Below are 21,903 nucleotides of genomic sequence, written 5' to 3' on the forward strand. Positions count from 1 at the left end.
CCTGTGTCATTACTCGAGTTTTTTAAGCCGCAGAAAAAGAAGTCGGCTAACCTAGCCAAGGAGCGACTGCAGATTATTGTTGCTGAGCGTCGTAGCCAGGGGGATCCAGCACCGTCATACCTGCCTCAACTCAAAGAAGAAATTCTTCAAGTCATTGGTAAGTATGTCAATGTTGACCCATCGATGGTTGACCTATCGTTTGAGCACAAGGACGATGATATCTCGGTACTAGAACTGAACGTTAAGCTTCCAGAAGACGAAAAATAAAGCTAGAAAGCTATAAAGCTATAAAGCTATAAAGCTATAAAGCTATAAAGCTATAAAGCTATAAAGCTATAAAGCTATAAAGCTATAAAGCTATAAAGCTATAAAGCTATAATGTTGAAAGGGTTGACGATTACGTCAACCCTTTCCTTTATTTGATCAATTTATCGAGCTTTTCACCTAGTAGCTCTAATCGCCAACCTTGCATTGCATCAGGCAATGACGACGGATCACGATCTTTCTTCCACACCCAGCGAATCATCTGATTCAACTGCTTCTTAGACGCCAAAAACTCCGTAGCGAGACCTGAGTTTTGCGATACACGCTTCACTTCGTCTTTTAACGTTTTAAATAGCTGCTTGTAGCCCGGCATATCCATTAAGCGCTCAATCTTATCAGGATAATCCTCTTCTGCCGTGTAGTAGGCTTTCTTGACTATCTGGCTAATTCTCTCGCCGTGACGACGTACCGAGCGAGGGTCCATATCTTGTGCTTCCATCTTCTTCGCAGAATTACAATGAAAGCGCGCTACATTTAACAGGTCTTGTTCTTTGAACACAAAGTTCAAAGCAAGGTCGCGCTTGATTGCTTCTTTAAAGCGCCATTTTGCCAAAGGCTTTAGCGTTGCAAGCTGCTTTGGTGTTAGCTGCCATGCACCTTTAATATCTAAGTAGGCATTGTTTGGGTCGATCGTTTTAATACGCTTCGACACAACCAATTCTGACTCTTGCATTGCTGCTTCCCACCAGCCAGCTGCTTGTACTTTGTTTTGTAGCTTTTGGTACATTGGCAATAAGTAATGGACGTCGGCAGCAGCATAATCAAGCTGTTTCTGAGTCAATGGACGAGCCATCCAGTCGGTACGAGACTCACTTTTGTCGAGCTCAATACCTAAATACTCTTTCACAAGTGCCGCAAAGCCGGTTGAAAGACCATGACCAAGGAATGCAGCCATTATCTGGGTATCCACCATAGGGAAAGGCGTACAACCAAACTCATTCTGGAATACTTCTAAGTCCTCACCACAGGCATGCAGCACTTTGAGCACCGAGGTATTTTGCAACAACTCCTTGAGCGGAGACATGTCTGTTAGTTCAACCGGATCTATTAGAGAAAGTGTCTCACCATCGAAAAGTTGAATCAGCCCCAGCTGCGGAAAGTAGGTGCGAGTTCGTACGAATTCGGTATCCAACATCACAACATCGTATTGCTGTGCTTGCTGACACACCTTAACCAACTCATCGTATTGGGTAATTATTTGGTAATTCACTGAATGCCCTCTAAAAAAATACCGGCGAAACCGCCGGTATTGTAGCATTTATTGCAGTAATAGTTTTCGAAAAACTATTTTGCTTCTTGTTTTAACTTCGCATCGTTCTCTTCACGAAGAACACGACGCAAAATCTTACCTACGTTAGTCTTTGGTAGTTCATCACGGAACTCAACCAGCTTAGGTACTTTGTAACCTGTTAGGTGCTCACGACAGTGCGCAATAATCTCTTCTTTGGTTAAGCTAGGATCACGCTTCACCACAAAGATCTTCACCGCTTCACCGCTGTTTTCATTCGGCTCACCGATAGCAGCCACTTCCAACACTTTTCCGTGCAGTGCAACCACATCTTCGATTTCATTTGGGTACACGTTAAAGCCAGATACCAGAATCATGTCTTTCTTACGGTCAACAATGAAAATGAAACCTTGTTCGTCGATACGAACGATATCACCCGTTGATAGCCAACCATCTTGGTCAATCACATCTTTGGTGGCTTCAGGACGCTGCCAGTAGCCTTGCATCACCTGAGGACCGCGAACTTGCAGCTCACCCGTTTGATCCATTGGCAGTACATTGCCTTCGTCGTCAATGATACGCACTTCTGTTGATGGTACAGGTAAACCAATAGCACCCGTGTAATCAGATAGATTATATGGGTTACCCGTTACTAGTGGCGAACACTCTGTCAGGCCATAACCTTCAAGCAGGTGAACACCAGTTATCTTCTTCCATTGTTCAGCAACAGCACGCTGCACAGCCATACCACCACCGACAGACAGGCTTAGGTTGCTAAAGTCTAGCTCGTGGAAATCTTCGTTATTCACCAATGCATTAAACAGGGTGTTTACACCTGTAATCGCGGTGAATGGGTATTTTTGAAGCTCTTTGATGAAGCCTGGGATATCACGTGGGTTAGTGATTAACAGGTTGCGCCCCCCCATCTCAACGAACAGTAGACAGTTCACCGTCAATGCAAAGACGTGATACAGAGGAAGCGCCGTCACAACTAGCTCACGACCTTCACGCAGAACAGGACCGTACGCTCCTTTAGCTTGTAGAACGTTCGCAATCATATTGCGATGAGTCAGGATAGCACCCTTTGCCACACCCGTGGTTCCACCTGTGTATTGCAAGAATGCAATGTCATCACCCGACATGAATGGCTTCACATACTGGAGACGACGACCTTTGTGCAGTGCTTTACGGAATGAGATTGCGCCAGGCAGGTTGTACTTAGGTACCATACCTTTTACGTACTTCACAACGAAATCAACAATGGTACCTTTAGCACGCGGCAACATTTGACCTAGGCTAGTCAGAACAACGTGTTTAACTGGTGTGTTGTCAACAACCTGCTCTAGTGTATTCGCAAAGTTAGACACAATTACGATAGCTTTTGCGTCTGCATCGTTTAATTGATGCTCTAGTTCACGAGGCGTGTACAGTGGGTTTACGTTAACGGCAATCATACCCGCTCGCAGAACACCAAATAGTGCCACTGGATATTGCAGTAAGTTAGGCATCATCAGAGCAACACGGTCACCTTTCTTAAGCTTTAGCTCATTTTGTAGGTAAGCCGCGAACGCTCGGCTGCGCTCCTCCAGCTTGCGGAATGTCATTACCGAGCCCATGTTCATGAAAGCTGGTTGGTCCGCGTAGTTACGTACTGACTGCTCAAACATCTCAACCAGAGACGGATATTGGTCTGGGTTGATTGTTTCTGGCACGTCTTCTGGATAGCGTGATAGCCAAGGTTTATCCACAGTAAACTCCTCAAATAATTGCTGAAATCGCTGATGTTCGTTGCCACTTAGCAACAATTATCACCCTGCATTGGCGAACGTCTATTACAGCACAGCATTAGAGCTTGAGCACGAAAGTCTCAAACACTTGTTTAAATTTTGTTAACTAAACCAAGAATTAGCTCAGCGACAAGCTTTGGTTGTTGCAAATGACAGTGATGACCACCAGAGATCACCTCTATTTGTTGCATGTTCGCTACGTATTGCGACTCTTCACGTAATCGCTCATACCCCTGGTCACCCAAAATAACGAGATTAGGGCAGGTAATCGCAGCCAATATAGCTTCGGCATGTGGGCGAGACATTCGGTATAAAGAGTCGCACTTTAGCTTTGCGTCGTGTCGCCACTGCCACTGTTTTCCATCATAATTGGTGGCGCGTTTGACGATCGGGCTCAGTAGCTCAGCAGGTAATTGATTTGCTTTTACTCTCAGTGCTAACGCATCTTCAAACGATGTCAGTGGGCGTGAAGGCTTTCTGCGCTGTCGTTGTCGACTTAACACCCCTTGCCTCAACCTAGAAACACTGTTTTGCGGGGATTCAGAAAGAGGTCCATAACCTTCGATTTGAACTAATCCTGATACCTTTTCAGGAAAGGCGGCACTATAGCAACTTGCAATCAATGCACCAAGAGAATGTCCTATCAATACAGGTTTGTTTGGCGAAATATACAGCAGGACTTGATTAAGATCGTCAATATAGTCATGAAATGGATAGAAATTATCGGATGATTTATGAAACGAACAGCCGTGACCAGGTAGGTCGATCGCCAAAAGGTGTAAGTCTGGGTGCCGCTGATGTATCTCAGCCAAAGTAGATAAAAAGCTGGCCGAGTTGTCTAACCAACCATGAATAAATACCAAACTAGGTGTCTGACTTGAGGGTTGACCATACTCGAACGCCGCGAGCTTTCCACCAGCGGTAAGGATAGCGATTTCCTTGATGTTATCTTACCTCTTGAATAACGGTACCTTGTCGAGACGGGCTAACATAAACACCTCGACAATGAATTCCACGACAATTATGTAAATAGCTACCCGTATCGTGAATCACTACTCGTTCTTGGATTCGCCACAGGTGATAGCCATCGGCGTCAATCACTGGGTACTGGTAAACGAACTCCTCAACCTTGCCCTTCTCAGATGGGGCGACGCGACCCAATACCGTAATCAAACGTCCTTCAGAGAAGGTGACTGGGTCAACGAAACCGTCAACATACGCGACAAAGCGTCCCTCTGGTTCTTTATTAATATCTGGCTTACCCGCACTACTGATTGGCAAGTTTACCATTTCAATACGCGTTCTATTTTCTGCATTAGAAACCTTGGCGATGACTCCACCAAGACGAGCGACTTGAGAAGACTGCCCGTTACTAGGTTCGGTAACAGCGCTAGATTGTTCGGCGACAGATGCGTAATCAATCAACACATTTTCAGAGGGGGTTATCAGTGATTCAGGAAGAGAAGAACAACCCGCTAACAAAGTCAGTGACAAAAGTGTAATGAGAGACGAGCGTGCTGTTTGATGCAAGAAAGGTTTCATAATGGCCTCGAAGTGATGAGGAATGTCCAAAGAAGCTAAGCGATATAAAAGCGTGACTAGATGTAGATGTCGACTCCTAACATCTTGGCAAGTTCCTCTTTACGACTGTGATTCATAACATCCATGTACTCTTCCATTGCTTTACGGCTTCGGCCTTCAGGAAGATCATACTGCACCTGTGCACGATGCAAGTCGCTTTCGTTCAGCTGTTTAATGGTGTGCGAAACCGCATTGGCCACCTTGGAGGTATGGCCAACTTCTCTCATTTCCTTGCTTTGATTTACCTTGCTGTTCTTCCTCGCCTTCTGTGAAGACGAAGTACTCGGTATACGAGCGGGGGGTAAACCGTTAATCGAAACCATGTTTCACACAACCATTTGAACGACTACAAAATCATTACTTGCTTAGGTTATTCTCGGCCTGGGAGCTTTTTCCACGCGACCTTGTCGCGAAGGTATACTGGGCTTGATTCTTCAACCGGTACCGTATTGCCTTTCTCAAACTCATAACGAGCTAGATGAACAATGTCTTGTGCCTCGGGATACAGTACTTCACCAGCTTCGCTATCCAAGTTTAGCATCTCGAGTTCTGTCTCATAAGCAGACCAACCGGTACCTGCTTGACGCCATTTAGCCTCACTCGCATTGTCTTTTAGCTGCTCAACAAGTTCCGCAGGTGGAATCACACACTCTTCATCCACTTCTGTCCAATCACCGTTTTCCAAGCGTTCAAAACGTCCCCAGTACACCTCACTCATACGAGCATCAATAGCGCTTGCTACAGTAGTCGCACCGTGCTGGCGGAAAGAGCCTTGAGCCATAGCTTTAAGCGTTGAGACGCCAATCATTGGTAAATCTGCACCAAACGCTAAACCTTGCGCAATACCAATGCCAATACGAACACCAGTAAAGCTACCTGGGCCTCGACCGTAAGCAAGGGCATCTAAGTCTTGTAGAGTCAATCCAGCTTCTTTCAGCACTTCATCTACCATAGGCAGAATTTTCTTCGTGTGGTCGCGAGGGGCAACTTCACTGCGTGCGATACATTGATCGCCCACAAGCAGTGCAACAGAACAATTTTCAGTAGAAGTATCCAAAGCGAGGATTTTTTGGCTCATTACTTTTTCTCAATTTTATCTATATCGATTCAGCTTTCGCTGACATCACTCTCGTTGACCTTTGGCGGCTCAAGAGTGCTTAAAAATTCTTTGATGATACCCAAGTCACGTGTTCTTGGGATATCTGGCAAACTGCGCAGGAATATACCACCATAATCACGCGTTACTAGACGATTGTCACAGACAATCAGGGCACCTTTGTCTTTTTGGTCACGAATCAAACGTCCGACACCTTGCTTTAAGGTAATCACCGCATCCGGGATCTGTACCTGCGCAAAGGGTTCTCCGCCTCTCAGCTGACAATCTTCAATTCGTGCTTTAAGTAGCGGATCGTCAGGGGCGGTAAAGGGCAATTTATCGATGATAACACAGCTTAATGCATCACCTCTAACATCTATCCCTTCCCAAAAAGCTCCGGTTGCAACCAGTAGCGCGTTACCTAGCTCCATAAACTCGTTGAGTGTTTTCTGCTTACTAGTTTCCCCCTGCATCAATACGGGCAATGACAGATGCTCTCGGAAGCGTTCTCCCAACTCTTTCATCATGCTGTGCGACGTACATAGGAAGAAACAGCGCCCTTGGTTGTGCTCAATGATTGGCGACAAGATTCTCACTAATTTTTCCGCCATTCCCGGACTGTTTGGTTCCGGTAAATACCTTGGAACACACAACCTTGCTTGTGATTGATAATCAAAAGGGCTTGGCAAAGAAAACTGCTGCTTCGGTTCTAAGCCCAAACGTTGTGTAAAATGGCCAAAATCATCTGAAACCGCTAGCGTTGCGGAAGTAAAGATCCAGGCTCCCTGCTTTTCTTGCAGATGCTCTTTAAACTTATCCGCCACCGAAAGCGGCGTAATGTGGAGGCTAAAGTGCCGTGGTGAGGTTTCATACCAATAGGAATAACCGGTGATCGACACATCACACACTCGGTCTATGCGGCTTTTAATGGTATTTGCTCGCTCATAAGCAGCATCAAGTAACTCACTGCGCCCTAAAGCTAGCTTAAGCACGTCAATCGCTAGCTGAAGAGTATCTTGTAATCGCTCTATTTCACGGATAATTGAGGGCGACTTTAACGCTTCTCGCCAATTGCCTCGAAAGCCCGTTTCACCCAGTGCTATGCGCATATCCATCGCGGCTTGATAGAGCCTATCTCCCACCTTTTGTAACTGACGCATGTCTTTTGCTTCGGTTCGATAGCTGATTTCGATATCTTTCGATAGCTCTTGAATCTGACGACTCGACACCGACTGGCCAAAGTATTGACTGGCAATGTCAGGAAGCTGATGGGCCTCATCGAAAACAAACACATCGGCTTCAGGAATGAGTTCACCAAACCCTGTTTCTTTTATCGCGACATCCGCAAGAAAAAGATGGTGATTAACCACTACCACATCCGATTCGAGCGCGCGCTTACGAGCCTTTAAGACAAAGCAATCTTGATAGCTTGGGCACTCTTTGCCGAGGCAATTGTCATTGGTAGAGGTAATCGTAGGAATGATTGGGCTATCTTCAGCAATATCTTCACAGTCACCCAAATCACCCGATTTAGTCTCAGATGCCCAGGAACGCACTTTTACCAACTGAGTCAGCAGTGTTGGTTCGGCTTCATTGGAGTGGCTTTCCACCAATTGACGGCTCAATCGGTCAAGACAAAGGTAGTTTGACCTTCCTTTTAATAACGCTACTTGCCCATAGAAACCCAACGCACTGATCATTAACGGCAAATCTCGATGATAGAGCTGCTCTTGCAGGTTTTTAGAACCGGTACTAATGATGACCTTCTTGCCACTCATCAATGCTGGTACTAAATAAGCAAATGTTTTACCCGTACCTGTCCCTGCCTCCACGACCAGTTGTGTCTGATTCTGAATCGCATCCACAACAGCATTCGCCATATCCAACTGTGGTTGACGAGGCTGAAATCCGGGAATCGCCTTACCTAAGGCACCGTCAGCAGAGAAGGCTTTATTGATCATTACATTCGCTTTAATGAGGTTTCAATCGAACGCGAAATTATGGCAGGTTTCGAGAATATGTTGAATCTGAAATCAATATAGATTAGTTATAACGGTATGTTCGTTATTAATGCCCCATTTCTAAACAGGTTGGCAACTCGCATTCACGCTCGAAAAACAACGAAAAACGTATTCAGATTATAAATTTAGACACGGAAGATACTGGTAAATGGAAAGAAAGACACTCCTTACCCACTGCACAGATGCACCTGGGCTGATCTCAAAAATCACCAACATTTGTTATAAGCACCAACTCAACATCATTCATAACAATGAGTTCGTAGATAATACAAGTGGTCACTTTTTCATGCGCACAGAACTAGAAGGGATCTTTAATGATGAAACCCTACTGGCGGATCTTGACCAAGCGCTACCACCAGCGACGAAGCGCAAGCTAATTGGCTCCGAACGCAAACGCATCGTTATTCTGGTGACCAAAGAAGCACACTGCTTGGGTGACATTTTAATGAAGAACTTCGATGGTAGCTTAGATGTTGAGATTGCTGCAGTAGTCGGCAACTATGACACTCTGCAAGGCCTAACTGAGAAGTTTGATATTCCCTATCACCATGTGTCTCATGAAGGGCTGAATCGTGAAGAGCATGAACAAAAGATGCTGGAAGTGATTGACCAGTATGAGGCAGATTATCTCGTATTAGCTAAATATATGCGCGTACTAACACCGACATTCGTTGAAAAGTACCACCATAAAATCATCAACATTCATCACAGTTTTTTACCCGCATTTATCGGCGCGAAACCTTACCAGCAAGCTTATGAGCGTGGTGTAAAGATCATCGGTGCTACAGCGCATTTCGTGACGAACGATTTGGATGAAGGACCAATCATCAAGCAGGACGTGATCCCTGTCGATCATAACTTCAGTGCTCAAGATATGGCACAAGCGGGTCGTGATGTAGAGAAAAACGTGTTAAGCAAAGCACTTAATAAGGTCGTAAACGACCACGTATTTGTTTACGGCAACAAGACCGTCATTCTATAGACGCTGGTTCTTAGTGATGTAGTACCTAGTTCCTCGAAAAACAATCCTCTAGGAACTAGGCACTCTCAACTAGGGTCTGCTTTCAGATTCAACAATCTTCTTCAACGCATGTGGGTGTACCTTGATGCAAATACCCTGATGCTTGAACGCGACTGTCGGGTTGTTTAGACGTTCACCCTCGCCCTTAGGGCTAGAAAGCTTCACCTTGACGCCTTTGTCTGCCAGTGAATCCCAGTTATTACCGAACTGCGGATAAGTCCCCTTAAGGTCAGCTAGGTATTCATCCGCTGTTTCTGCGTGCGATGGAATCACAAACTCCACATGTTCCCAGTCTTGGCTAGGATAAAGCTTGCCCTCTGCAGGGTAAGGTAACTCCAAACACTCTATTGACCAGCCTCTACTCTTTAGTGGCTTGTTAAAATGAAGCACGATAATAGGACGGCCATTAATTTGCGCTTCCGAGATAGTGTTTCCGTATGCTAGCCATGCTTGATGCGCTTGTGCAGCTAGCTCCGAATCATTGATTCGCAACGCGATATGATCGGCTTGAGCAAAGGTCATATCGAGTTCAATTAGATTTGCAAGCTGTTCAATTTTCGCCATGAAACCATCTAAGCGTTCAATCATTTGTTTGGGTTCTAACCCTGCTGCAATTAAGGCTTGTGACATTCTACTTTCTCGTTGTTATGTAATTTTCGCCAAGAGTACACCTGTCACAGTGCGTTTGTCATTAGCCTCTCATCCGAACCTCTTACCGAAGATTAATTTTCCTTCCTAATGCCCTACAAGATTAGAGATAAAATTGTTATCATTAGCGCCATTTTTGTGAACTCCAGCAGAATTGGGTCCCACTTTAGCCTGATTCTCCATCCTTGAATTGAAGGAAACGCGTGTGAATATCCAAGCACTTATTAACGACAAAGTATCTCAGGCTCTAGAAGCCGCTGGCGCACCTGCAGGCTCTCCTGCGGCTGTTCGTCAATCAGCAAAACCACAATTTGGTGATTACCAAGCAAACGGCGTAATGGGCGTTGCAAAGCGACTAGGTACTAACCCTCGAGAATTTGCTCAGAAAGTATTGGATGTTCTAGACCTAGACGGTATCGCGAGCAAAACGGAAATTGCTGGCCCTGGTTTTATCAACATCTTCCTAAGCGATGAGTTCCTTGCAACTCAAGCTGACGCTGCGCTGGCTGATGAGCGCCTTGGCGTTGCAAAAGCAGAAGCACAAACGATCGTTGCTGATTACTCTGCGCCAAACGTAGCTAAAGAGATGCACGTGGGTCACCTACGTTCAACTATCATCGGTGATGCGGTTGTACGTACTCTTGAGTTCCTAGGGCACAACGTTATCCGTGCGAACCACATCGGTGACTGGGGTACTCAGTTCGGTATGCTTATCGCAAACCTTGAGCGTATACAACAAGAGTCTGGCGAAGTTTCTATGGAGCTTTCTGACCTTGAAGCCTTTTACCGTGAATCTAAAAAGCTATACGACGAAGACGAAGAGTTCGCAGTTAAAGCACGTAACTACGTAGTTAAGCTACAAAGCGGCGACGAATTCTGCGCTGAGATGTGGAAAAAACTGGTTGATATCACCATGATCCAAAACCAGCGTAACTACGACCGTCTAAACGTATCGCTAACTCGTGATGACGTAATGGGCGAAAGTAAGTACAACGACATGCTACCTAAAGTGGTTGCTGACCTTAAAGCGCAAGGGCTAGCAGTAGAAGACGACGGTGCACAGGTTGTATTCCTAGACGAATACAAAAACAAAGATGGCGACCCAATGGGTGTAATCATCCAGAAGCGCGACGGTGGTTTCCTTTACACCACAACTGACATCGCATGTGCTAAATACCGTTACGAAGAGCTAGGCGCAGACCGCGTTCTTTACTTCATCGACTCTCGTCAACACCAACACTTAATGCAGGCTTGGACTATCGTTCGTAAAGCGGACTACATCCCTGAGTCAGTGTCTCTTGAGCACCACGCTTTCGGCATGATGCTAGGTAAAGATGGTAAGCCATTTAAGACTCGTGCAGGTGGTACGGTTCGTCTTGCTGATCTTCTTGATGAAGCAGAAGAACGCGCTGCTAAACTGATTGAGTCTAAGAACCCTGAACTGGCTTCTGAAGAAAAAACTAAGATCGCTAACACAGTTGCAATGGCAGCAGTTAAGTATGCGGACCTTTCTAAGCACCGTACTACTGACTACGTGTTTGACTGGGACAACATGCTAGCGTTCGAAGGCAACACAGCACCTTACATGCAGTACGCTTACACTCGTGTTGCGTCTGTATTTGCTAAAGCTGGCGTTTCTATGGATGAGCTTCAAGGCGAAATCCAAATCACTGACGCGAAAGAGAAAGCGCTTATCGCTAAACTAATGCAGTTCGAAGAAGCAGTACAAACTGTGGCACGTGAAGGTCAACCACACATCATGTGTACTTACCTATTCGAACTAGCTGGTCAATTCTCTAGCTTCTACGAAGCGTGCCCTATCCTAGTTGCTGAAGACGAGGCCGTTAAGCAAAGCCGTCTGAAGCTAGCGGCTCTTACTGCGAAGACAATCAAGCAAGGTCTGTCGCTACTAGGTATCGATACGCTAGAGCGTATGTAAGGTAAGAGAACTAGAGAACTAGAGAACTAGAGAACTAGAGAACTAGAGAACTAGAGAACTAGAGAACTAGAGAACTAGAGAACTAGATTAAGAGGTCGATGTGAAAACATCGACCTTTTTTGGTTTTGGGTGACGGGAACTATTACCCTCGTATCAACTCCATACAAGTTTTTTACATTGCTAGCTTTCTTTAAATCTATTACCTGTAGCGAAGCGTTCCGTAACCCGGAGCGTAGCGCTCCCTAGTCCCTTGTTTTATACTAATCAAAACAATCAATTGGATAGAACAATGAGCTTCGAACTAAATCCACAACTTGCCAAAGACACGACTGTGATTGGCGAGTTCCCACTGTGCCTAGCTTTGCTGAGCAAAGACGATTCTGTGCCTTGGGTTATCTTGGTGCCAAAGCGTGAAAACCTAAAAGAGCTCCATCACCTGCCGATGGAAGAACAGCAACAGTTCCTATTAGAGTCACAAACAGTCAGCCTAGCACTAGAAACGACTTTCCAGCCAGATAAGCTAAACATGGGGGCGCTAGGTAATATGGTTCCTCAACTGCACATTCATCATATTGCTCGCTTCAAAGATGACATCGCATGGCCTGGCCCTCTATGGGGAAGCACGGCGGGTAAATACCGCAATGACGAGACACAAAACGAGATTTCAGCTCGCATCCAGAATGCGCTTTCACACAGCTCGATTTTCAACAAAGCTTCGTGAGTGAGATAGAAATACTAAAAAGGCTAGCAAACTTGCTAGCCTTAGTTTTATTCGTTACCTATATCATTAGGGTTGTTACATGGTGACTGTTAGCGATAAGCCATCATTTCGATTCACCGCATAGCGAATACGAGTCACCTGATTTTGCTTGTTGGTATCGACCAAGCGGCTAATTTTGCCCTTCTTAATCCATACCTCAAGCATGGCATCAACTCCGTCTTCACTCAGGCCAAACTTAGTCGCCAAATCTTTTTGGCTTACTGGTCCATTTTGCTCAATATGTTGATGGAGTTGTGTCAAAATCATGCGGTTTGAACCTCTAGCCCACGTTGTTTTTTACCAGCACGCTTAAATGCTCGGTAAGTTAAGACGAAACCTGCAACAATCGTTACCATCCACACGCCGCTCGATACTGGGTGTGCTGCGAATGTTGTCGCTTGGTAGTAGAAGGTTGCACCGAAATAACCCAATGCCATTGTCCAAATTGCGATGAATCGAGCGAATAGCTGACCGAATTCACGAACATAGGCACCCATTGCCGCCACACATGGTGTGTAAAGTAGGATCAGAATCAAGTATGCGAATGCAGCATGGCTTGATGCGAACTTATCTTTTAGGTTACCAAAAATAGATGAATCTACTTCTTGGTCTTCAGCCACCGCGTCTGAGTCTGTTAAGTCACCAACTTCAATACCTAGAGGATCGGAGTAGCTTAGACCAGCAAGGTTCTCAGGAATCGTCATCACAGCTTCAGATAGGCTTGCAGCCAGATCAAACTCCGCTTCTTCTTCCTCGCCTGGCGTGGTGTATAAGCTGTTCAATGTGCCCACAACCGCCTCTTTAGCAAAGATACCGGTAATGATACCTACTGTCGCAGGCCAGTTCTCTTGTTGTACGCCCAATGGAGCAAATACCGGAGTCACCACTTGTGCTGCTTTAGACAGTACTGAGTTTTCAGAATCTTCGTTACCAAACGAGCCATCAGTACCCACTGAATTTAGGAAGCTAAGAATCGCAACAACAACGACGATGGTTTTACCTGCACCAAGCACGAAGCGCTTTAGTTTCTGCCATGTTTTGATCATAACGTTTTGCAAGGTTGGCAATTCGTAATCTGGCATTTCCATCACCAAGCTATCACTTGAGCCCGGGTACAACGTATTCTTCAGGAAAAGACCTGTAAAGATAGATGCAACGATACCAAGCAGATAAAGTGCGAATACGATGTTTTGACCCGCCCCTGGGAAGAACGCCGCAGCAAACAGAGCATATACTGGAAGACGTGCACCACAAGACATGAACGGTGCCATTGAGGCTGCAAGTTTACGTTCACGCTCTTGATCTAGAGTACGTGTTGCCATGATCGAAGGCACATTACAGCCAAAACCCAAAACCAATGGAACGAAAGCTTTGCCCGGTAGACCGATCTTCTGCATCACCTTATCAAGAACAAACGCTGCACGTGCCATGTAACCCGAGCTTTCAAGTACCGCTAGGAAAAGATATAGGCAAGCAATCACAGGGATAAAGGTTGCAACGGTTTGGATACCACCACCAATACCATCAGCTAAGATTGTTACTAACCAAACAGGCAGGTGATCATCAAGTAGGTGATGTCCGCCATCTACCAATACTGCACCCACACCAATATCAAAGAAGTCGATGAACGCACTACCGATGTTAATGGAGAACATAAACATCAAATACATCACAAAGAAAAAGAAAGGAATGCCTACCCATTTGTTCAAAATGAATTGATCAACCTTTTCTGTGAAATTACGGCTTAGCTTACCCTCACTGCGGCGCACTTTTTTACATAGCTCATGCAGGTACGTGTACTTGGTGTTGGCAACTGCAAGATCGATATCGAAGCTTGCGTTATTGCGAATGGAGTCGATATCAGCTCGGTCAGAAGGTGAAAGGCTGTTCAAAACCAATAGATCATTCTCTAAACCGCGAATAGCAAGGGCACGGTGCGACACGTTAGCATCATCAAATTTAGTTTCTGCATTAGAGATAAGTTCTTCAAACTGCGCTTCATAATGAATCGCTAATAGCTCTAGCTTTACACCTTGCACAAGCAGCTTGTGTAAGCTCTCTTTGAACTTAGCGACCTGAGTTTTGTCCGTCGCTGACAGCGTCATCACAGGACAGCCTAACTGTTTCTCTAACTCTTTAATGTTGATGGTTAGGCGTTCACGCTTAATCACATCCATCTTATTAAGAACCACCACCATTGGACGACCGAGCTCACGCAATTGCATGGTCATGTAGAGGCTACGTTCTAATGAGCTCGCATCAACAACATTAATGATGACGTCTGCTGGATGAGTTAAAACAGCACGCGAAGCGATTGACTCATCAATGCTGTTGCCATCATTACCACTGTCTAATGCATAGATACCAGGAAGGTCAGTCAGTTCAAACTGATCACCAGCATGGGCATATTGACCGGTTTTCTTTTCAACTGTGACACCAGCCCAGTTACCAACGTGCTGTTTAGCGCCTGTGAGTGCATTAAATAGCGTCGTTTTACCACTGTTAGGGTTACCGACTGTTAAAATTTGGTAGTTCATTATTTGCACTCCACCTCAATTTGTTCAGCCATCGACTTACGAACCGCTAAAGAAACACCGCGCACCTCAATTTGAAGTGGGTCACCCATAGGGGCAGTTCGAACAAGACGAACCTGAGTGTTCGGTAACACACCCATAATCATCAGTTTCTTTCTAGCGCCAGTTTCTAGTGCGTCTAGTGACACTATTTGGCCAACTTGACCATTGTTCATATTAGATAGCTTCACAACCTGAGCCTCAGATTAAGTAGAAATGATAAGAATTAACATTTACAAAATTTTACTCTTTTCTTCTTGCCATGTCTTGACTTAGATCAAGTGATAATAATTCGCACTTAGGCTTTGTCGGGACATTCTCTGACCGTTAAAAGTGGTGATATTAACTACGTCAAAAACGTCAAACTCAAAACACCCCATTACTCTCACCCAAAACAAATAGGATAACCAATCCAAAAGAGATGAATAAGCCGTTTAATTTCAGTAACTTATATAAAGAATGGAAATATGGCGCTTTTATTACAGTCCATTGTCGTTAATTTTATAAGTAAAATAAGTGGTTGTGATTAGTATGAACACATCAAGGAGATGCTCTCCTGAACTAGATTCCAGAGGTAGCACTTAGGTGCTACTCCGGCAGCAAGCGAAGGTGTCTTTGACACCCGTGGCATTGTCCCCCGACCATGCCACGTTATTTTTTCTTATCCCCCGCTTCATCGTTATTCATTCCCCTTCATTCTTTAGCGGCCACCGAGCCTTCTACTCTTCCACTATCTGACAACAAGATGTTGTACCACACGATCGCTAGATACCCACACCTCGAATGCTATTTTCACCTAGCTTTCAATAATAAACTGAAAACTCAAAGCATAAAAAACAGGCATCCCAAACGGTCTGCCTGTTCATTCTGTGTATCCTGGTACTGTTGAAATTTCGAGATGACTCAGTTTGGGCCTACAAGCCAGATACGAACTGCGAGGGTGTTAAGCCAAATTGCTGCTTAAAGCGTTGCGAGAAGTAAGACGGTTCATTGAAGCCCGTTGCAAAAGCCACATCAGATATCATTAACCCTTCACTCAGCAGCTCACAGGCTTTATCGAGCCGATATTCCAGCAGGTAATCGGTAAACGTGCGGTTGGTGACTTGCTTAAATCGTCGCTGAAAACTCCGTTCAGACATAAACAAGTGTTCCGAAATGGATGTAGTACCAAACGCCGGTTCAGCATAAAGCTCCTCAACAAGCGCTTTCACCTTTTGTAACCACTCCTGACGAGCCACCTGCTTTGATTCTGACTTGGTCAACGTATGGATAGACTTAATTTGATTGTTTTGAACCTTCCCTTTTTCAATCAATGGCCAAGAAATCTGTGTATGGTTAGCACCAGAAATACGAGAAAACGCTATAGCTCCTCCGGTCAGCCTCACCATATCTTGTATTGATTGAGTCGAAGAATGTGAAACTGTTGCGACCAGCATCGCCATATCGACTGCTCGCCCGCTGTCACTTATGAGTAACTGGAGCTGTCCTTCACTATCAGAGATCTCGATCGTAATTGTCTGACTTCTGTGTGCACGTTTCAGTGCATCTGCGATGAATACATTGATTACCACATCAAGATTATACGTTGTCGCTTGTATATATCGATAAGGTGTTTGGAAGTCGATATCTATCGAGATACCGAACTTAATGAGTTCATCGCACCAAGCTTCCACAATTAGATCAATGGTTTGTGCTAGGTTGTATTCTTTAAGAGCATTGCGCTCAGTGTCCTTAAGTCCTAGAACAAGCTCAATCGCTTCAATAGATTGCAGCATATCCTCAGCATACATCTCTTGCCATTCTGGTTGACTCTCCACAAGTCGAAATTGCCTTTGATGTTGTAATAGTGATTTCTGTAGCGTATTACGGATCATTAACTGACGCGCATAGGCCGTTTTTCGGATTTGCTGATTGTTGGCTAGTAATACGCGGCTCTGGTGCTGTATTTGGCTCGTTTTTACCTGTACCTGGCGCCTCAACTCTGCATTGTGTAATCGTATTACTCTCGAGCGCCACAAAAAGCACAGAACTATTATCACTGCTGCTGTAATCACTGCTAACACGATAGACGATGTTTGAAAGTACCAAGGCTTTAATACATGAAAGGTGATGAAAGTACTTTGACTTTCTTGAGGCAAGGTTGACGCTACCCGAACTTCCAACGTATGTTCCCCAGGCTTTAGATACTCAAACGTCAAACGAGCGCTGGGTAATGAGGACCAATCCTCGTTCCCGTCTTCGGTAAATCGATATTCAAGCTTGTTAAAGCCGAAATCTGGTAATGAGCCAAAAAGAAAAGAAAGAGAGTGCTCATATTTCACGGTTAATGGCATCCCTTCGAACCAAGAAGTCGGCTCCTGATTAATAAGCACCTGCGAAACCAACACGTTACTGGTTGGGATAATCAACGCATCCAGCTCGCTTAAGTTCGATAGCACCAAACCGTATTTGGATGCCATGAGTATCTGTGTACCGTCTTGATTAATTGCACAGCTATTTACTGAGAATTCATTGTTAATCAAACCATAGGGTGACCCAAAATGCTTAACGATCTGACCATCACGATAATAAGAAAGCCCTTTCGAACTAACTAGCCACGCTTCTTGATATGGATGAGGTGAAGTAAAAGTTGCAACGCATACAGCTTCAGTCTTCGACTCTGGCATCACAACATGTTCAAATTGCTGTTGATCGGCGCCTTTATTGAATAACCCTCTTTCAGACACTAACCATGTGGTATTGGTATTTGTCGCTGTTTGCGTTACCTTGCCGATTTCTTCTGGTTCTGTTAACCAAGCAAGTTGATTGCCAGTAAACGATAAAACGCCTAAATCGGTACCTAATAACATCCCCTTATCCTCGCTTCCTTCCAAGGATTCGACACTGATACCAACAGGCAATTGAACTCGTTTCTCAATGGTCAACTCTTTGTCGAAATTCACGCCGCGTAAGGACAGTTTGGTTAAAAACCTATCATCTGCAGTCCAGAGTTCATCAACACCTAAAGTAAGTACCCACTTAGGCTTCGAAATCCCAATTTTCTGGTAGTTGAATAAATTTAGTCTGTCTTTCTCTAGCAAGATGAGATTATTTTGCCTAACACCCCATATTTGGTTTTGGTACTGTGCAAGGCTCTCCACTCGACCACGAACAACGCGTTTTAGATGGTCGTGGCTCAATTGGAGGATTCCTAAGTGAGAGGCGATCAAAAAGTCTTGTGTGCCAAAAGGAATAATTTGATTGATTTCCCCCAATGGCGTTTTAAAGAGCGTATCCAGGGTATCAATACGATTGAAAACACTACTATAAAGAGAGTGATAAACGACACCTTTGTCGGTTGCCAACCATATCCCGCCTCTTCCATCATTGAGTAAGTCACGTACTTGGTTTCCCAGTAGCGAATATGGCTCTCGGTCATGACTTCGAACATGGCGAATTTCATCGTCTACAAACGACTTAATATAAAGACCGTTTGTGGTTCCTATCCAGTAATCGGACTCTGTCTCAATAACAGCGGTAGCATTGGCATCGATAGATATAACTTTATTGGGTTTGTTGGTGTGAATATCGACAATAGCAACGACGTGATTGCTTCCAACAACGAGCTCTCGCCGATTAGTTGAATAGTAAAGTTGGTTGATTGATAAACCTTTAGATTCAGGTACGAATTCAAATTGTTCATCTTCAGAGAGAAAGAGCCCTTCAGTTGTCGCTAATACCCATCGGCTGCCGACTCGAATTGCTGTATTTAAGATTGAACGAGGGCTATAGGTATAGTGCTCAAGCAAGTCTAGAGAGAGTTGTTCAAGCCGCTTTGATGCCAACTCATAGAAATAAAACGTAGTGTAGTCGCTGAACCACAAAAAGCCGTTAGAGTAGCCAATATTTTGGATCTTACTGCTGGTGGTAACCGTTAATATACGCTCTGCTTCGAACCCAGGTTTTTGCTCAAACACGGTGTTATCTTCAAAGGTCCAAAATAGATTGTTGTGATAGGCTATTTGGGAGGATTTATGGCTTAGCGCACTGCCTTGACGCGGCAGTACATTAGTTCCATCGTAGTAGGCCACTTCCCCAAAAATATTCTTGAACCACAAGCCACCATCTACACCGAGATGAAGCTTTTCAACCGCTAGATAGTCGCCGTCAGTTTGTAAAGGCAATGAATAGAATAGTGGGGAGGCTGCTAATAAACAGTGTGACCAAACAAAGATTAGCAAACTAACGATTAAGCGCACCCTAGCAATACCTTGAGAGTTATTTCGAGACGATAATAATGTAACGTAACTCGTCGATTATCGCTAACTCTGATGCGCTAAACCGTTAACGTGGATTAGTTTTTCACCGTCAAACACTCTTCATAGCTTGTCGCTAGCTGGTTCAAGAATGCAACATAACCGCCCTGTTCAACCGCTATATCAATAGCCAACGGATCAAGTACACCTCTTTGTGCCTTGCTACCACGCATGACTGAATCGACCACAGCTGGCGTGTATTGGGGTTCGCTAAATACGCATGCAATATCTTCATTGCGTAAAGCAGTACGAATCTTAATCAGTGTCTTTGCACCTGGCTTACGCTCTGGACTCACAGTAAAGTGACCTTTAGGTGTTAAGCCGAACTCATCTTCGAAGTACCCATAAGCATCGTGAAATACGTAATATTGCTTATTTGAAACAGGTTGAAGACGCACGGCGATCTGTTTGGTTTCTTTTTCTAAGCTTTGCAAAAATGCAGCCAGATTAGCTTGGTATTTAGCCTCGTTTTGTGGGTCGATATCACTAAGCTGTGATGCGATATTCTCGCTCACTATAGCGACTTGGTCAGGCCCAAGCCAAAAATGAGGGTCAACGCTGCCGTGATCGTGACCATGATGGTCTTTGTGAGAATCACCGTCGAAGTCACGTAATTCTAAACCCTCAATTTGATCTATCTGCAATACATTCTTCGACTGCTTTACTGCGCTCTCTAAGAAAGGTTCAAGTCCGTGTCCAAACCAAACGACGAGATCTGCACTCTGAAGCGCTTTCAGATCGGATGGCTTGAGCGCATAATCATGTGGTGACGCATTCGTCGAAACTATCGACTTTGGTTTGGTAATGTCGCCGGTAATCTCATTTGCTATGAGTTGAATCGGTTTAATACTGGTAACGACCTCAAGGGCCAAAGCCTGGCTTGAAACAAGCAATGATAGGCCTAATGTAATGATGTTGCGCATATTTTCCCTGGCTTAGTAATGGTTTTGTCTAAAAACAAATGTTACATTATAACAATAGTAAGTTGCAAATGAGTCCTATTCATGTCGGCATTAATTGAATTGAAGAACATCTCTATCGTGTTTGATCATAGAAGAGTTCTTGATAATGTCTCTCTCACATTGAGCACCAATAAAATTACCACCTTAATTGGCCCTAACGGTGCAGGTAAGTCCACACTGGTAAAGGTTATCTTAGATCTTGAGAAAAGAGCAGAAGGTCAGATTACTCGTCAACCCAACCTAACTATTGGTTATGTGCCACAAAAGTTAAGACTTAATGATACCTTGCCATTGGATGTCATGCGTTTTCTAAAATTAGCAGGGAAATATAGTAAGCAAGAACGACATGATGCATTAACCTTGGTGGGTGCTGAGCACTTGATTGATGCCAATATGCATACTCTTTCTGGTGGTGAAACTCAACGCGTGTTGCTTGCACGAGCCCTACTTCGTCGACCAAACCTACTCGTTCTTGATGAGCCTGCTCAAGGTGTGGATGTTCAGGGTCAAATCGATCTTTATGAGCTCATTGATTCTCTTCGTCATCGATTTAACTGTGGCGTGCTGCTGGTTTCTCATGATCTGCACCTAGTCATGGCAAAAACTGATGATGTTGTATGTTTAAATCACCATGTATGTTGTTCAGGCGCCCCCCAGGAGATTACTCAGCACCCTTCTTACATCGCATTGTTTGGTAAGGCTACTCATGAAAGCTTAGCTTTTTATCATCACCAACATCTGCATCACCATCACGATTTAGCGGGTGATCCCGTTCAAGGCACAGCAGACAACTGCAAACATCATTCGCACGGACATAAACATGATTGAGTTTCTTCTCCCTTCTCTTCTTGCTGGCCTAGGTATCTCCATTATTGCTGGACCACTTGGCTCATTCGTTGTTTGGAGAAAGATGGCCTATTTTGGAGACACCTTGGCACATGCTGCGCTGATGGGTTTAGCTTTGGGCTTTTTACTCGAGATTAATATCTACTTCGCCCTAGTGATTTGCTGTATTGCACTGGCTATCGGCTTAGTTTTGTTACAGCGAAAACAATTAGTATCAACAGATACGTTGCTCGGTATTCTCGCTCACAGTGCCTTATCTTTGGGGTTAGTCGCTGTGAGCTTTTTAGACAATGTTCGTGTCGATCTGATGAGCTATCTTTTTGGAGACTTGCTTGCTATCACTCCAGAAGATCTGACTTATGTTTTTGTTGGCGTCGCTTTTGTACTGACCGTACTGGTTTATTTTTGGCGTCCGTTGATCTCTAGCACAGTGAATGAAGAACTAGCCTCAATCGAAGGGGTTAATGTTGAGTTGATGCGCTTAGTAGTGATGCTGCTGGTTGGTGTCGTTATCGCTATTGGAATGAAGTTCGTAGGTGCATTGATTATTACCTCGCTACTCATTATTCCTGCCGCAACCGCACGAAAGTTTGCATCCACACCAGAGAACATGGCTTGGATTGCTTCACTGATTGGTGGTATCGCTGTTTGTTTAGGCCTCGCCTTATCGTGGCACTTTGATACACCCGCAGGTCCTTCTGTGGTTATCAGTGCTACCGCTATTTTCTTACTTTCTCAGCCAATCAAACAACGTTGATTTGACAAGTTAGAAGTACAAAAAAGGCCAGAGTTGTGGTTATCAACTCTGGCCTTTGCATTCAT

Annotated in this window: 19 protein-coding genes; 6 read left to right on the forward strand and 13 right to left on the reverse strand. The window is 44.6% G+C overall.

Going from position 1 to position 21,903, the window contains the following annotated elements:
• Window positions 1-3: 3 nt before the first annotated feature.
• Window positions 4-267 (forward strand): cell division topological specificity factor MinE, encoded by a 264-nt coding sequence (gene minE, locus DPF91_RS05095; protein WP_117233360.1) that lies wholly within the window; start codon window positions 4-6, stop codon window positions 265-267.
• A gap of 148 nt (window positions 268-415) precedes the next feature.
• Here minE and rnd read toward each other — a convergent pair whose 3' ends face one another.
• From rnd to DPF91_RS05130, 7 genes are all read right to left on the reverse strand, one after another.
• Complete coding sequence (gene rnd, locus DPF91_RS05100) at window positions 416-1,534, reverse strand: ribonuclease D (protein ID WP_123766751.1); 1,119 nt, start codon at window positions 1,532-1,534, stop codon at window positions 416-418.
• 74 nt (window positions 1,535-1,608) lie between these two features.
• On the reverse strand, window positions 1,609-3,300 hold the full coding sequence (gene fadD / locus DPF91_RS05105) for a long-chain-fatty-acid--CoA ligase FadD (RefSeq protein WP_117233362.1): 1,692 nt from the start codon (window positions 3,298-3,300) through the stop codon (window positions 1,609-1,611).
• A gap of 131 nt (window positions 3,301-3,431) precedes the next feature.
• A complete protein-coding gene (locus DPF91_RS05110) occupies window positions 3,432-4,283 on the reverse strand; it encodes an alpha/beta fold hydrolase (RefSeq protein WP_117233363.1) in 852 nt (283 codons plus the stop codon).
• 1 nt (window position 4,284) lies between these two features.
• Window positions 4,285-4,881: a Slp family lipoprotein gene (locus tag DPF91_RS05115; RefSeq protein WP_117233364.1), complete on the reverse strand. Its 597-nt coding sequence runs from the start codon at window positions 4,879-4,881 to the stop codon at window positions 4,285-4,287.
• Between the two features lie 56 nt (window positions 4,882-4,937).
• Entirely contained in the window at window positions 4,938-5,243 is a 306-nt protein-coding gene (locus DPF91_RS05120) for a chromosome partitioning protein ParA (RefSeq protein WP_117233365.1), read from the reverse strand.
• A 47-nt stretch (window positions 5,244-5,290) separates the two neighbouring features.
• Window positions 5,291-5,998 carry a tRNA (adenosine(37)-N6)-threonylcarbamoyltransferase complex dimerization subunit type 1 TsaB gene (gene tsaB / locus DPF91_RS05125; RefSeq protein WP_117233366.1) on the reverse strand — a complete coding sequence of 236 codons (708 nt, stop codon included), beginning with the start codon at window positions 5,996-5,998 and terminating at the stop codon, window positions 5,291-5,293.
• A gap of 29 nt (window positions 5,999-6,027) precedes the next feature.
• Complete coding sequence (locus tag DPF91_RS05130; RefSeq protein ID WP_117233367.1) at window positions 6,028-7,977, reverse strand: DNA repair helicase YoaA; 1,950 nt, start codon at window positions 7,975-7,977, stop codon at window positions 6,028-6,030.
• A 208-nt stretch (window positions 7,978-8,185) separates the two neighbouring features.
• Here DPF91_RS05130 and purU point away from each other — a divergent pair, with 208 nt between their 5' ends.
• On the forward strand, window positions 8,186-9,019 hold the full coding sequence (purU, locus tag DPF91_RS05135; RefSeq protein ID WP_117233368.1) for a formyltetrahydrofolate deformylase: 834 nt from the start codon (window positions 8,186-8,188) through the stop codon (window positions 9,017-9,019).
• Window positions 9,020-9,088: 69 nt separating this feature from the next.
• Here the strand turns inward: purU and DPF91_RS05140 are convergent, their stop codons facing one another.
• Window positions 9,089-9,688, reverse strand: a complete 600-nt coding sequence (locus DPF91_RS05140) for a VOC family protein (RefSeq protein ID WP_117233369.1) — start codon at window positions 9,686-9,688, stop codon at window positions 9,089-9,091.
• Between the two features lie 223 nt (window positions 9,689-9,911).
• On the opposite strand from DPF91_RS05140, the gene argS reads away from it, so the two are divergent.
• Together argS and DPF91_RS05150 are read left to right on the forward strand one after the other, a co-directional pair.
• Window positions 9,912-11,645 carry an arginine--tRNA ligase gene (gene argS / locus DPF91_RS05145; RefSeq protein ID WP_117233370.1) on the forward strand — a complete coding sequence of 578 codons (1,734 nt, stop codon included), beginning with the start codon at window positions 9,912-9,914 and terminating at the stop codon, window positions 11,643-11,645.
• 289 nt (window positions 11,646-11,934) lie between these two features.
• Window positions 11,935-12,366: an HIT family protein gene (locus tag DPF91_RS05150; RefSeq protein ID WP_117233371.1), complete on the forward strand. Its 432-nt coding sequence runs from the start codon at window positions 11,935-11,937 to the stop codon at window positions 12,364-12,366.
• A 75-nt stretch (window positions 12,367-12,441) separates the two neighbouring features.
• On the opposite strand, the gene DPF91_RS05155 is transcribed toward DPF91_RS05150, so the two are convergent.
• From DPF91_RS05155 to znuA, 5 genes are all read right to left on the reverse strand, one after another.
• Window positions 12,442-12,672 (reverse strand): FeoC-like transcriptional regulator, encoded by a 231-nt coding sequence (locus DPF91_RS05155; RefSeq protein ID WP_117233372.1) that lies wholly within the window; start codon window positions 12,670-12,672, stop codon window positions 12,442-12,444.
• Entirely contained in the window at window positions 12,669-14,942 is a 2,274-nt protein-coding gene (gene feoB, locus DPF91_RS05160; RefSeq protein ID WP_117233373.1) for a Fe(2+) transporter permease subunit FeoB, read from the reverse strand. The genes DPF91_RS05155 and feoB overlap by 4 nt, the downstream gene beginning before the upstream one ends.
• The gene (locus tag DPF91_RS05165) at window positions 14,942-15,169 is read right to left on the reverse strand and encodes a FeoA family protein (protein WP_117233374.1); all 228 of its coding nucleotides are present in this window, start codon (window positions 15,167-15,169) and stop codon (window positions 14,942-14,944) included. The genes feoB and DPF91_RS05165 overlap by 1 nt, the downstream gene beginning before the upstream one ends.
• A 723-nt stretch (window positions 15,170-15,892) precedes the next feature.
• Window positions 15,893-19,216 carry a helix-turn-helix domain-containing protein gene (locus tag DPF91_RS05170; RefSeq protein WP_117233375.1) on the reverse strand — a complete coding sequence of 1,108 codons (3,324 nt, stop codon included), beginning with the start codon at window positions 19,214-19,216 and terminating at the stop codon, window positions 15,893-15,895.
• 95 nt (window positions 19,217-19,311) lie between these two features.
• Complete coding sequence (gene znuA / locus DPF91_RS05175) at window positions 19,312-20,196, reverse strand: zinc ABC transporter substrate-binding protein ZnuA (protein ID WP_117233376.1); 885 nt, start codon at window positions 20,194-20,196, stop codon at window positions 19,312-19,314.
• 81 nt (window positions 20,197-20,277) lie between these two features.
• Here znuA and znuC point away from each other — a divergent pair, with 81 nt between their 5' ends.
• On the forward strand, window positions 20,278-21,063 hold the full coding sequence (gene znuC, locus DPF91_RS05180; RefSeq protein ID WP_117233377.1) for a zinc ABC transporter ATP-binding protein ZnuC: 786 nt from the start codon (window positions 20,278-20,280) through the stop codon (window positions 21,061-21,063).
• Complete coding sequence (gene znuB / locus DPF91_RS05185; protein WP_117233378.1) at window positions 21,056-21,838, forward strand: zinc ABC transporter permease subunit ZnuB; 783 nt, start codon at window positions 21,056-21,058, stop codon at window positions 21,836-21,838. Before znuC ends, znuB begins: the two co-directional genes overlap by 8 nt.
• Window positions 21,839-21,903 lie beyond the last annotated feature (65 nt).

Origin of the sequence: Vibrio maerlii, assembly GCF_003415655.1 — a bacterium.
Classification (GTDB): Bacteria; Pseudomonadota; Gammaproteobacteria; order Enterobacterales; family Vibrionaceae; genus Vibrio; species Vibrio maerlii.